This window comes from Burkholderia sp. HI4860 (assembly GCF_002223045.2).
Classification (GTDB): Bacteria; Pseudomonadota; Gammaproteobacteria; order Burkholderiales; family Burkholderiaceae; genus Burkholderia.
In genome coordinates this window covers 1,276,954-1,289,086 of record NZ_NKFO02000003.1, presented here as the reverse complement: position 1 = coordinate 1,289,086, position 12,133 = coordinate 1,276,954, and the positions used below count along the sequence as shown (strand labels likewise).

Sequence of the window (12,133 nt, the reverse complement as noted above, 5' to 3'; positions counted from 1 at the left end):
ACGTCATGTGCGCGGTGTCGGGAAGAAGATGCCCGCGCGCTGCGCGGCGTTCGCGATGTGCGTTTCGATCGCGATGCCGGCGGCGCCCGCATCGCGCGCGATCAGCGCGTCGACGATCGCGCGGTGCTCCTGCCACGTCGACAGCAGCAGCTCGCGCCGGTAGAACGGCATGCGCTGGCTTTCCTTCATGATGTCCGCGCTGCTGCGCAGCACCGATTCGATTGCCGCGTTGCCGGCGAGGTGGATGATCCGCATGTGGAAGTCGAAGTCGAGCTGCGATGCCGCGTCGAGTGCACTTTCGGTGAGCGCGACGTGCAGGTCGGCGAGGTTGTCCTCGAACCACGCGATGTCGTCGTCGCTGACGACGTGCGCGGCCATCCGCGCGGCGAACCCTTCGAGCGCATAGCGCATCTGGTACGTGTCGGGCGGCGACGACTGCTCGGCGAAGCGCCATGCATGCGCGGCCGTGGCCTGCGCGCTTTCGACGTACACGCCCTTGCCGGCGCGGATGCGCAGCATCCCGAGCGCCTCGAGCGTCGACAGCGCCTCGCGCAGCGACGCGCGGCTGATCTCCAGCTCCTCGGAGAGCTGGCGCTGGGCCGGCAGCAGGCTGCCGACCGGATAAACGCCTGCCTCGATCCGGTCGCGGATCGTCGCGATGGCGGCGTCGGTCACGGTATGCGGAACGTTTTTCATGATGTGAACTTGGGCCGGTCTGACCGGCATTGTAATCCGCACGCGGGCGGTGCATGGCCGGCCTACGGGAAAGCCACGATCCGCCCCTCACGGTGCATCGAAACCAGGGCAGGCAGGGGCGGGAAATCCCTATTTTGTCCGTCCTTGACGCGACTATATCGGCTTCCTACTATCCACCATAACATCACTGGTCTTACCAGTATGAACAGACGAAACTGCAACCGTTGGATCGGGAGAGCGCCGTGTCGAAATTCCTCAATTCGCTGTTTGGCCGGGTAGTCGTCGCATTGATTCTAGGGATCGCGCTCGGCGCGTTCTTCCCGCATTTCGCCGAGTCGCTGCGACCGCTCGGCGACGGCTTCCTGAAGCTGATCAAGATGGTGATCGGGCCGATCGTGTTCTGCGTCGTGGTCAGCGGGATGGCCAACGCGGGCGACCTGAAGAAGGTCGGCCGGGTCGGCCTGAAGGCCGTGATCTACTTCGAGATCATGACGACGCTCGCGCTCGGCATCGGCCTCGTGCTCGCGTGGCTCACGCGCCCGGGCGTCGGGATGAACATCGACCTGCGCTCGCTCGACGCATCGTCGCTCGCGACGTACGCGAAGAACGCCGAAAGCCTGAAGGACACGGCCGGCTACCTGATGAAGATCATCCCCGAGACCGCGATCGACGCGTTCGCGAAGGGCGACATCCTGCAGATCCTCGTGTTCGCGGTGCTGTTCGGCTCCGCGCTGTCGCTGCTCGGCGACAAGGCGCAGCGCGTCAACTCGCTGATCGAGGAACTGTCGCACGTGTTCTTCCGGATCATCGGCTTCATCATCAAGCTCGCGCCGCTCGGCGTGCTCGGCGCGATCGCGTTCACGACCGGCAAGTACGGCGTCGCGTCGCTCAAGCAGCTCGGCTACCTGGTCGCGGTGTTCTACCTGAGCTGCTTCGTGTTCGTCACGGTCGTGCTCGGCGTCGTGATGCGGCTCGCGGGCTTCTCGGTGTTCAAGCTGATCCGCTACCTGCGCGAGGAACTGTCGATCGTGCTCGGCACGGCGTCGTCGGACGCAGTGCTGCCGCAGGTGATGCGCAAGCTCGAATACATGGGCGTGAAGGATTCGACGGTCGGCCTCGTGATCCCGACCGGCTATTCGTTCAACCTCGACGGCTTCTCGATCTACCTGACGCTCGCCGTGCTGTTCATCGCGCAGGCCACCAACACGCCGCTGTCGACGCATGACCTGATCGTCGTGCTGCTCGTGTCGCTCGTCACGTCGAAGGGCGCGCACGGGATCCCGGGCTCGGCGATCGTGATCCTCGCGGCGACGCTGTCGGCGATCCCCGCGATTCCGGTGCTCGGCCTCGTGCTGATCCTGCCGGTCGACTGGTTCGTCGGCATCGCCCGCGCGCTGACCAACCTGATCGGCAACTGCGTCGCGACGGTGGTCGTCGCGGTGTGGGAGAACGACATCGATCGTGCCCGCGCGACCCGCGTGCTGAATCGCGAGCTGCGCTACGTGCCGGCCGAAGAGGAAGGCCGCGCGGCACCGGTCGCCGGCGATCAGGCTCACGCGCTCTGAGCGCACCCCCGCGCGGGGCGGCTTCCCCTGGTCGTTCCGCGCACCCGAATGCATGCGGCCGGCGCCTCGATGCGCCGGCACGCGATCCCACATCAGGAGACGACATGGCAGCCCCCATCCTCGATCCGAATGCGCCGGCCTTCACGCGGCGCTACATGAACCTCGCCGACCCGCGCCTCGGGGCGCAGGCGCTCTTTGCCAGCGACGAATTCTTCGCGCCGAAGGAGCGCATGCTCAATCCCGAGCCGGCCGTGTTCATCCCCGGCAAGTACGACGACCACGGCAAGTGGATGGACGGCTGGGAAACGCGCCGCAAGCGCACGACCGGCCACGACTTCTGCGTGGTGCGGCTCGCGCGGCCGGGCGTGATCCACGGCGTCGACCTCGATACGAGCCATTTCACCGGCAACTTCCCGCCGGCCGCGTCGATCGACGCGTGCGTCGCCGAGGGCGACACGCCGCCTGATGACGCGCAATGGCGCCCGATCGTCCCGGCGACGACGCTGCAGGGCAATTCGCATCACTACGTGAGTGTCGACGATGCGCAGCCCTATACGCACCTGCGCGTGAACCTGTACCCGGACGGCGGCCTCGCCCGGCTGCGCGTGTACGGCCAGCCGCAGCGCGACTGGCGCCAGGTGCCGGCCGGCGAGCTCGTCGATCTCGCGGCGATCGAGAACGGCGGCTACCTGGTGGCGGCGAACAACCAGCACTTCGGCCCGGCGTCGCAGATGCTGATGCCGGGGCGCGGCGTGAACATGGGCGACGGCTGGGAAACGCGGCGGCGCCGCGAGCCCGGCAACGACTGGGCGATCGTCGCGCTCGCGCGGCCGGGCATCATCCGGCGCGTCGAGGTCGATACCGCGTTCTTCAAGGGCAATTTCCCCGACCGCTGCTCGCTGCAGGCCGCGCGGGTCGCGGGCGGCACCGACGATTCGCTCGTCACGCAGGCGATGTTCTGGGCCGAACTGCTCGGCGAGCAGAAGCTGCAGATGGACCACGTGCACACGTTCGACCAGCTTGCCGCGCTCGGCCCCGTCACGCACGTGCGTTTCAACATCTTCCCGGACGGCGGCGTGTCGCGCCTGCGTCTGTGGGGCGAGCCGGCTTGAAGGAGGGCAACGGCATGAGCGAATCCCGGATCCTGCGCGTCGAGCGCCTGACGCGCGAAGCGTTCGCGCCGTTCGGCGACGTGATCGCGCTCGAAGGCGCGCGGCATTTTCCGATCAACGGCGGCACGACCGAGCGCTTCCACGATCTCGCGACGATCGACGTATGCGCGGACGGCGGCCGTCCGCTCGTCAGCGTGTTCCGCGCGCAGCCGCGCGCGCTGCCGGTCGCGGTCACGCTGATGGAGCGCCACCCGCACGGCAGCCAGGCATTCATCCCGCTCGCGGCCGTGTCGCGCTACGCGATCGTCGTCGCGCCCGCGGGCGAATTCCGGCCGGACGCGATGCGCGCGTTCCTCGCGCAAGGCTGGCAGGGTGTGAATTATGCGAAGGGCGTCTGGCACCATCCGCTGCTCGCGCTCGACGCGGTCAGCGATTTCGTGATCGTCGATCGCGGCGGGCCGCAGCCCAATTGCGACGAGATCCCGCTCGAGCGCGCGTGGGCGCTCGAGTTCGAGCCGGCCTGCGCGGCCTGACGCAACGGCAACGCCCCCCGGCTGCCTGACGGCAGCCGGGGGGCGTGTCGAAGGGGTTCCGAAAGCCTGGGCGCACGACCCGCGCGGCGGTGCGTCGCCGCCATCCCGAAAAGAACACGGCCCGGGCGGCGAGATGCCGGCCGGGCCGTGCTGCGTGCGCGACGCGCGCGAATCAGTGCTTGCGGTGCGGGCAGTTCTCGGTCGTGCACGAACCGTACATCGCGAGCGAGTGCTCCTGGAGCTTGAAGCCGCGCTCCTTCGCGATCGCCTGCTGGCGGCCTTCGATCTCGGCGTCGAAGAATTCCTCGACACGGCCGCAATCGAGGCACACGAGGTGATCGTGGTGCGAGCCTTCGTTCAGTTCGAACACGGCCTTGCCGGATTCGAAGTTGCTGCGCGTGAGCAGGCCGGCCTGCTCGAACTGCGTCAGCACGCGATAGACGGTGGCCAGCCCGATGTCGAGCTGCTCGTTGAGCAGGTTCCGGTAGACGTCTTCTGCCGTCAGGTGGCGCACCGGGCTTTGCTGGAAGATCTCGAGAATCTTGAGGCGCGGTAGGGTGGCCTTTAGCCCGATATTCTTGAGATCCGTCGGATTGGTCATGGCTAGGCATCCCTAGAGTACAATGCAGGGCTTCAATGTTACCGGCTTTTCGCCGTTCCAGAAACACGCGCGGCCTGCACACGGGCCTGCACGGTGAGGGAAATGATTCCAGAATCTCTTTCGCACTTTCAGAGGAGCCGCATGCGGAGTGTCATCATCGCTGCCGCCGCCGTTGCCGCGCTGGCTGGTTGTTCGTCGTACGACAGCGTGACGCAGCGCATCGCGCAGAGCATCACCCCCTACCGGATCACCGTCGTGCAAGGCAACTTCGTGTCGCAGGAGAAGGCCGCGCAGTTGCAGGTCGGCATGTCGCGCGAGCAGGTGCGCGCGTTGCTCGGCACCCCGCTGCTGGCCGACATGTTCCACGCCGACCGTTGGGACTACCTCTTTTACTTCAAGCGCGGCTCGACGGCAGTCGTCCAGCAGCGCGATCTCGTCGTGACGTTCTCGGGCGATCGCCTGGCGAGCTGGACGGGGGCGGACAACCTGCCTTCGGAACTCGACCTGCTGGCCGATATCGACGGCGACCGCGGCGGCAAGAAGGCGAAGGCGGCCGCAGCGGCGAAGAAGGCCGCCGAGGCTGCCGCCGCCGCGAGCGCCGCGCAAGCGAGCGCGAGCGCGCCGGCGCCGGAGGCGGTTGCCAGCCCGTCCGCCGTGCCGGCGGCCGGTGCGGTGGTCGACCAGGATGCGAACGCGCAGGCCGCCCGCGCGGCGAACCGCGCGACCAACCAGGTGTCGGGGCAGGGTTCGGGTTCGCGCCGGTTCACGCCGGCCGCGAAGGCCTCGGGCGGCGCGCCGGTGCCGGGCGGCCAGCCGCCGGGCGCCGCGCCGGCGATCCAGCCGCAGTTCCAGTTCCATCGTCCGCCGCAGCCGAACGTGTCGAACGAGGCGACGCCGGTCGGCCCGCAAGGCTCGGACAACCTGCAGAACCAGCCGCTCACCGCGCCGGCGCAGTAAGCAGCCGGCGTGCGGAAACAGGGCGGCCTGCGCCGCCCGCTTTTATACCTGTCGTGTAGAAAGCCATGAAGATTGCGATTGCCGGGGCATCGGGCCGAATGGGCCGGATGCTGATCGAAGCCGTTCTCAACGATGCCGACGCGCAGCTCGTCGGCGCGCTCGACCGCGCCGATTCGCCGTTCCTCGGCCAGGACGCCGGCGCGTTCCTCGGCAAGGAAACCGGGGTCAAGCTGACCGCCGACCTCGACGCCGTGTTCGCGCAGGCCGACACCCTGATCGATTTCACGCGTCCGGAAGGCACGATGGCCCATATCGAGGCCGCGCTGCGCCACGACGTGAAGCTCGTGATCGGCACGACCGGCTTCACCGCCGAGCAGAAGGCCGAGCTGCAGGCCGCGGCGGGCAAGATCGGCATCGTGTTCGCGGCGAACATGAGCGTCGGCGTGAACGTCACGCTGAAGCTGCTCGAATTCGCGGCGAAGCATTTCTCGCACGGCTACGACATCGAGATCATCGAGGCGCATCATCGCCACAAGGTCGACGCGCCGTCGGGCACCGCGCTGATGATGGGCGAAGCCGTCGCCGGCGCGCTCGGGCGCTCGCTCGACGATTGCGCGGTGTACGGCCGCCACGGCGTGACGGGCGAGCGCGATCCGTCGTCGATCGGCTTTGCCGCGGTGCGCGGCGGCGACATCGTCGGCGATCACACCGTGCTGTTCGCCGGGATCGGCGAGCGCATCGAGATCACGCACAAGTCGTCGAGCCGCGTGTCGTACGCGCAGGGCGCGTTGCGCGCGGTCCACTTCCTGTCGGCGCGCGGCGCCGGCCTGTTCGACATGCAGGACGTGCTCGGCCTGCGCTGACACCACGGGGAAACTCCGATGGCGATACCCACCGGCGTTGTCCACTACCTCGAAAGCGGCGATGCGATCACGCATGCCGTCGCCTATGTGCTGCTGGCGATGTCCGTCGCCAGCTGGTGCTTCCTCCTCATGAAAGCCTGGCTCCTGGTCCGCGCGAAGCGGCAGGGGCCGCGCGCGCTCGCCGCGTTCTGGCGCGCGCCGTCGCTCGACGCGGGCATCGCCGTGCTCGCCGGCGCCGATCGCGAGCGCGTGTTCGTGCCGCTCGCCGAAGCCGCGCGCGATGCGGCCCACGACCACGACCCGGCTGCCCTGGCCGCGCGCGTCGAGCGCGGCGAACGCGTGCTGCGCGCGTTGCGGCACGCGATGCTGCGCTCGCAGCGGCGCCTCGAATTCGGCCAGGTGCTGCTCGCGTCGATCGGCAGCACCGCGCCGTTCGTCGGGCTGCTCGGCACCGTGTGGGGCATCTACCACGCGCTCGGCAGCATCGCCGCGAGCGGGCAGGCGCAGATCGAGAACGTCGCGGGGCCGGTCGGCGAGGCGCTGATCATGACCGCGTTCGGGCTCGTCGTCGCGATTCCCGCGGTGCTGGCCTACAACATCCTCGGGCGGCTCGTGCGCCAGCTCGCCGAGGAACTCGACGGCTTCGCGCGCGACCTGCACGTGTTCGTGTGCGCGCAGGAAGCCTGACGCGTGAACAGACCGTAGAGGAGCGACCATGGCATTCGGCGGACTCGAGCACCACAAGACGTCCGCGCCGATGGCGGAGATCAACATGACCCCGCTGATCGACGTGATGCTGGTGCTGCTCGTCATCTTCATCATCACCGCGCCGCTGATGACGCACGCGATCCGGCTCGACCTGCCGAAGGTCGCGGCCAGCGTCGCGCGCGACACGCCGCAATCCGTCACCTTGTCGATCGACGACGCGGGCAAGCTGTACTGGGACGACGCACCGGTCGCGCTCGACGCGCTGCCCGCGCGCTTCCGGGCCGCCGCCGCGGGCGGCGCGCCGCCCGAGCTGCGGCTGCGCGCATCGCGTGCGACCCGCTACGACGTGATCGCGCAGGTGATGGGCGCCGCGCAGGCCGCCGGCCTTACGCGGATCGGCTTCGTGACCGACGTGCCGCCGCAGGCGGGCGGTTCCGCGGCGACGCCCGCCGCGCCGGCCAACCGCTGAGCGGAGCCGGCGGGCCTGTCCCGGCCGCGGGATCGGGCCGCACGCCGCAAGACCGGTCGAATGGGCCGGCGCGGGCGGTATAATCAACGTTTTTCCCGGTTGGCAGGCTTTTTTCAGGTAACCCGGAATTTTCCAGGCTACCCGGGCATGCTGCGGGTTACCCGGAAAATGCCCGGAAACCGCGAACAGGTCCGGCAACAGCGAACCTGCAGGTCCGCCGGGCAAGCACGATTTTCGATCCACTCCTGCGCGCGCGCCGTCGCGTCGCTTAAAGCCTAGTCCGAACCACACCATGCACGAGAGATACGTACCCGCCGACGTCGAAGCCGCCGCCCAGGGCGACTGGCGCGCAGCCGATGCCTACAAGACGAAGGAAGATTCGCAGAAGCCGAAGTTCTACTGCGTGTCGATGCTGCCGTACCCGTCCGGCAAGCTGCACATGGGTCACGTGCGCAACTACACGATCAACGACGTGATGTACCGCTATCTGCGGATGAACGGCTACAACACGCTGATGCCGATGGGCTGGGATGCGTTCGGGATGCCGGCCGAGAACGCCGCGATGGCGAACGGCGTGCCGCCCGCGAAGTGGACCTACGACAACATCGACTACATGAAGCGCCAGATGCAGTCGATGGGCCTCGCGATCGACTGGTCGCGCGAAATCGCGACGTGCAAGCCCGACTACTACAAGTGGAACCAGTGGCTGTTCCTGAAGATGCTCGAGAAGGGCATCGCGTACAAGAAGACGGGCACCGTGAACTGGGACCCGGTCGACCAGACCGTGCTCGCGAACGAGCAGGTGATCGACGGCCGCGGCTGGCGCTCGGGCGCGCTCGTCGAGAAGCGCGAGATCCCGATGTACTACCTGCGCATCACGCAGTACGCGGATGAGCTGCTGAACGACCTCGACGGCCTCGGCTGGCCCGAGCGCGTGAAGATCATGCAGCAGAACTGGATCGGCAAGAGCTTCGGCGTGAACTTCGGCTTCCCGTACGAACTCGACGGCGAGAAGAAGCTGCTGCGCGTGTTCACGACGCGCGCCGACACGATCATGGGCGTCACCTTCTGCGCAATCGCGGCCGAGCATCCGCTGGCCACGCGCCTTGCCCAGGACAAGCCCGAGCTGCTCGCGTTCATCGACGAATGCAAGCGCGGCGGCGTCGCCGAGGCCGACGTCGCGACGATGGAGAAGAAGGGCGTCGCGACGGGCTTCTCGGTCACGCACCCGCTCACCGGCGAGCCGGTCGAGGTGTGGATCGGCAACTACGTGCTGATGAGCTATGGCGAAGGCGCGGTGATGGGCGTGCCGGGCCACGACGAGCGCGATTTCGCGTTCGCGAAGAAATACGACCTGCCGATCAAGCAGGTGATCGCGGCCGAAGGCCAGCAGTACTCGCTCGACGCGTGGCAGGAGTGGTACGGCGACAAGGAAATCGCGGTCTGCGTGAACAGCGGCAAGTACGACGGCCTGCGCTACGCGGAAGCGGTCGACGCGGTCGCGGCCGACCTGAACGCCGGCGGCTTCGGCGACAAGCAGGTCACGTGGCGCCTGCGCGACTGGGGCGTGTCGCGCCAGCGCTACTGGGGCACGCCGATCCCGATCATCCACTGCCCGTCGTGCGGCGACGTGCCGGTGCCCGAGCAGGATCTGCCCGTCGTGCTGCCGGAAGACCTCGTGCCGGACGGCTCGGGCAACCCGCTCGCGAAGTCGGAAGCGTTCCTGAACTGCACGTGCCCGAAGTGCGGTGCGGCCGCCAAGCGCGAAACCGACACGATGGACACCTTCGTCGATTCGTCGTGGTACTTCTCGCGCTACACGGCGCCGGACGCCGAGACGATGGTCGACGCGCGCACCGACTACTGGATGCCGATGGACCAGTACATCGGCGGCATCGAGCACGCGATCCTGCACCTGCTGTACTCGCGCTTCTGGACCAAGGTGATGCGCGACCTCGGCCTCGTGAAGTTCGGCGAGCCGGCGAAGAACCTGCTCACGCAGGGCATGGTGCTGAACGAGACGTACTACCGCGAGGACGCATCGGGCAAGAAGACCTGGTACAACCCGCTCGACGTGACCGTCACGCACGACGACAAGGGCCGCCCGGTCGGCGCGACGCTGAACGCGGACGGCCAGCCGGTCGTGCTCGGCGGCATCGAGAAGATGTCGAAGTCGAAGAACAACGGTGTCGATCCGCAGCTGTTGATCGACCAGTACGGCGCGGATACCGCGCGCCTGTTCACGATGTTCGCCGCGCCGCCCGAGCAGCAGCTCGAGTGGTCGGGTGCGGGCGTCGAAGGCGCGAGCCGCTTCCTGCGCCGCGTGTGGAGCTTCGGTGCGACGAACCGCGAAGCGCTCGCCGCGCGCGCGGGCTTCGATGCGGCCGCGCTCGGCGAAGCCGACAAGGCGCTGCGCCGCGAGATCTACAGCGTGCTGAAGCAGGCCGATTTCGACTACCAGCGCCTGCAGTACAACACGGTCGTGTCCGCTGCGATGAAGATGCTGAACGCGATCGACGGTGCGAAGGGCGCGACGCCCGGCGTGCTGCGTGAAACGTACGGCGTGCTGCTGCGCGTGCTGTACCCGGTCGTGCCGCACGTCACGTTCGAGCTGTGGAAGGCGCTCGGCTACGCGGACGAATTCGGCCCGCTGCTCGACGCACCGTGGCCGAAGGTCGACGAGGCCGCGCTCGAGCAGGCCGAGATCGAACTCGTGCTGCAGGTGAACGGCAAGGTGCGCGGCGCGCTGAAGGTGGCGAAGGACGCGAGCCGCGAGGCGATCGAAGCCGCGGCAGTGGCCGACGACGCGTTCGCGAAGTTCAGCGACGGCAAGCCGGCGAAGAAGATCGTCGTCGTGCCGGGCCGCCTCGTGAACATCGTCGTCTGACGGCCGCCGGCCATCGGACGTACCCAGAAGGAGCGAAGGTGATCCGCAGATCGTTTTTGATGCTCGCTGTCGGCAGCGCGGTTGCGCTGTCGGCATGCGGCTTCCAGTTGCGCGGCCAGCAGGACTACGCGTTCAAGCACCTGCTGATCGCCGGCGCGCCGGCGCCGGTCGAGGCGCGCCTCGTGCGCCTCGTCGAGGCCGGCAGCGACACGAAGATCGTCAAGTCGGCGGATGACGCCGATGCCGTGCTGACCATGTGGGAATCGCGTGGCCAGAACACGCTGACGCTCAACAAGTACGGTTCGGCGCAGGAATACGCGCTCTTCTATACGTTGCGTTATCAGTTGACGAGCAAGGACGGCACCGTGCTGATCCCGCCGAGCGCGATCGCGCTGAACCGCGCGATGACGTACAGCGACCAGTACACGAACGCGAAGGCGCAGGAAGCCGACATCCTTTACGGCGATATGCAGAGCGACGCGGTCGACCAGCTGATGCGGCGTCTCGCGATCGTCCATTCGCTGACGCCGGCGCCGGAAGACGTGGTGCCGGGCGTCGCGCCGCGCGCGCCGTTGCCGCCGCCGCCGCTCTGATCGACGGCGCACGTATCGATGCAACTGCGACTTGATGCGCTGGAGCCGCACCTCGCGAAGGGGTTGGCCGGGCTCTATACCGTCTACGGCGACGAGCCGCTGCTCGCGCAGGAAGCGTGCGACCGCATTCGTGCGACCGCGCGCGCGGCCGGCTACACCGAGCGTTCGGTGCATACGGTCGAGCGCGGCTTCGACTGGAGCGTGCTGCTCGGCGCGACCCAGGCGATGTCGCTGTTCGGCGAGCGCCAGCTGATCGAGCTGCGCATTCCGTCGGGCAAGCCCGGCAAGGAAGGCGCCGATGCGCTGAAGACGCTCGCGGCCACGCCGAACCCCGACGCGCTGATGCTCGTCACGCTGCCGCGTCTCGACGCGGCCACGCAGAAATCCGCGTGGTTCACCGCGCTGCAGAACGGCGGCGTCGCGCTGAAGATCGATCCGGTCGACCGCGCGCAGCTGCCGAACTGGATCGGCCAGCGCCTCGCGCTGCAGGGCCAGCGCGCCGCGCCCGGCGAGGACGGGCGGCGCGCGCTGCAGTTCATCGCCGAGCGCGTCGAAGGCAACCTGCTCGCCGCGCACCAGGAAATCCAGAAGCTCGGGCTGCTGTATCCGCAGGGAGCGCTGTCGTTCGAGCAGGTGCACGACGCGGTGCTGAACGTCGCGCGTTACGACGTCTTCAAGCTGAACGAAGCGATGCTCGCCGGCGACGCCGCGCGGCTCGCGCGGATGATCGACGGGTTGAAGGGCGAGGGCGAGGCGATCGTGCTCGTGATGTGGGCCGTCGTCGAGGAATTGCGCACGCTGCTGCGGATCAAGCGCGGCACGACGGCAGGCAAGCCGCTGGCAACGCTGCTGCGCGAGAACCGCGTGTGGGGGCCGCGCGAGCGGCTGATCGGTCCCGCGCTGAATCGCGTGTCCGAAGCCGTGCTCGAGAAGGCGCTCGCGTTTGCCGCGAAGCTCGACCGTCAGGTCAAGGGGCTTACGGCCGTCGCGCCGGGCCGTCGTACGCAGGACGAACCGCCGCCCGATCCGTGGGACGGGCTGTTCCAGCTCGCGATGACGGTGGCCGGTGCCCGCGGCGAGCGACCGCCGACCGCGGGGCGCGTGCGACGCTAAGTCCCGTTCGGGCCTTCAGCGCGCGCTGCCCAACCC

Annotated in this window: 12 protein-coding genes; 10 read left to right on the top strand and 2 right to left on the bottom strand. The window is 68.2% G+C overall.

Annotated elements, in window-relative coordinates:
* Positions 1-3 precede the first annotated feature (3 nt).
* Positions 4-726 carry an FCD domain-containing protein gene (locus CFB34_RS21250; RefSeq protein WP_089439216.1) on the bottom strand — a complete coding sequence of 241 codons (723 nt, stop codon included), beginning with the start codon at positions 724-726 and terminating at the stop codon, positions 4-6.
* A gap of 212 nt (positions 727-938) precedes the next feature.
* On the opposite strand from CFB34_RS21250, the gene CFB34_RS21245 reads away from it, so the two are divergent.
* From CFB34_RS21245 to CFB34_RS21235, 3 genes are all read left to right on the top strand, one after another.
* Positions 939-2,261, top strand: a complete 1,323-nt coding sequence (locus tag CFB34_RS21245) for a C4-dicarboxylate transporter DctA (RefSeq protein WP_089440347.1) — start codon at positions 939-941, stop codon at positions 2,259-2,261.
* A 104-nt stretch (positions 2,262-2,365) separates the two neighbouring features.
* Positions 2,366-3,373, top strand: a complete 1,008-nt coding sequence (gene alc / locus CFB34_RS21240; protein ID WP_089439217.1) for an allantoicase — start codon at positions 2,366-2,368, stop codon at positions 3,371-3,373.
* A gap of 14 nt (positions 3,374-3,387) precedes the next feature.
* Positions 3,388-3,906 carry an ureidoglycolate lyase gene (locus CFB34_RS21235; protein ID WP_089439218.1) on the top strand — a complete coding sequence of 173 codons (519 nt, stop codon included), beginning with the start codon at positions 3,388-3,390 and terminating at the stop codon, positions 3,904-3,906.
* 172 nt (positions 3,907-4,078) lie between these two features.
* Here the strand turns inward: CFB34_RS21235 and fur are convergent, their stop codons facing one another.
* Positions 4,079-4,507: a ferric iron uptake transcriptional regulator gene (fur, locus tag CFB34_RS21230; RefSeq protein WP_043191276.1), complete on the bottom strand. Its 429-nt coding sequence runs from the start codon at positions 4,505-4,507 to the stop codon at positions 4,079-4,081.
* A 141-nt stretch (positions 4,508-4,648) separates the two neighbouring features.
* Here fur and CFB34_RS21225 point away from each other — a divergent pair, with 141 nt between their 5' ends.
* From CFB34_RS21225 to holA, 7 genes are all read left to right on the top strand, one after another.
* Positions 4,649-5,464 carry an outer membrane protein assembly factor BamE gene (locus tag CFB34_RS21225; RefSeq protein ID WP_089439219.1) on the top strand — a complete coding sequence of 272 codons (816 nt, stop codon included), beginning with the start codon at positions 4,649-4,651 and terminating at the stop codon, positions 5,462-5,464.
* Between the two features lie 65 nt (positions 5,465-5,529).
* Complete coding sequence (dapB, locus tag CFB34_RS21220) at positions 5,530-6,327, top strand: 4-hydroxy-tetrahydrodipicolinate reductase (protein WP_089424479.1); 798 nt, start codon at positions 5,530-5,532, stop codon at positions 6,325-6,327.
* Positions 6,328-6,345: 18 nt separating this feature from the next.
* A complete protein-coding gene (locus CFB34_RS21215) occupies positions 6,346-7,014 on the top strand; it encodes a MotA/TolQ/ExbB proton channel family protein (protein ID WP_089439220.1) in 669 nt (222 codons plus the stop codon).
* A gap of 28 nt (positions 7,015-7,042) precedes the next feature.
* A complete protein-coding gene (locus tag CFB34_RS21210) occupies positions 7,043-7,504 on the top strand; it encodes a biopolymer transporter ExbD (RefSeq protein WP_089439221.1) in 462 nt (153 codons plus the stop codon).
* 292 nt (positions 7,505-7,796) lie between these two features.
* Positions 7,797-10,391: a leucine--tRNA ligase gene (gene leuS, locus CFB34_RS21205; protein ID WP_089439222.1), complete on the top strand. Its 2,595-nt coding sequence runs from the start codon at positions 7,797-7,799 to the stop codon at positions 10,389-10,391.
* Positions 10,392-10,429: 38 nt separating this feature from the next.
* Positions 10,430-10,984, top strand: a complete 555-nt coding sequence (lptE, locus tag CFB34_RS21200; RefSeq protein ID WP_089439223.1) for an LPS assembly lipoprotein LptE — start codon at positions 10,430-10,432, stop codon at positions 10,982-10,984.
* Between the two features lie 18 nt (positions 10,985-11,002).
* Positions 11,003-12,097: a DNA polymerase III subunit delta gene (holA, locus tag CFB34_RS21195; protein WP_089439224.1), complete on the top strand. Its 1,095-nt coding sequence runs from the start codon at positions 11,003-11,005 to the stop codon at positions 12,095-12,097.
* Positions 12,098-12,133 lie beyond the last annotated feature (36 nt).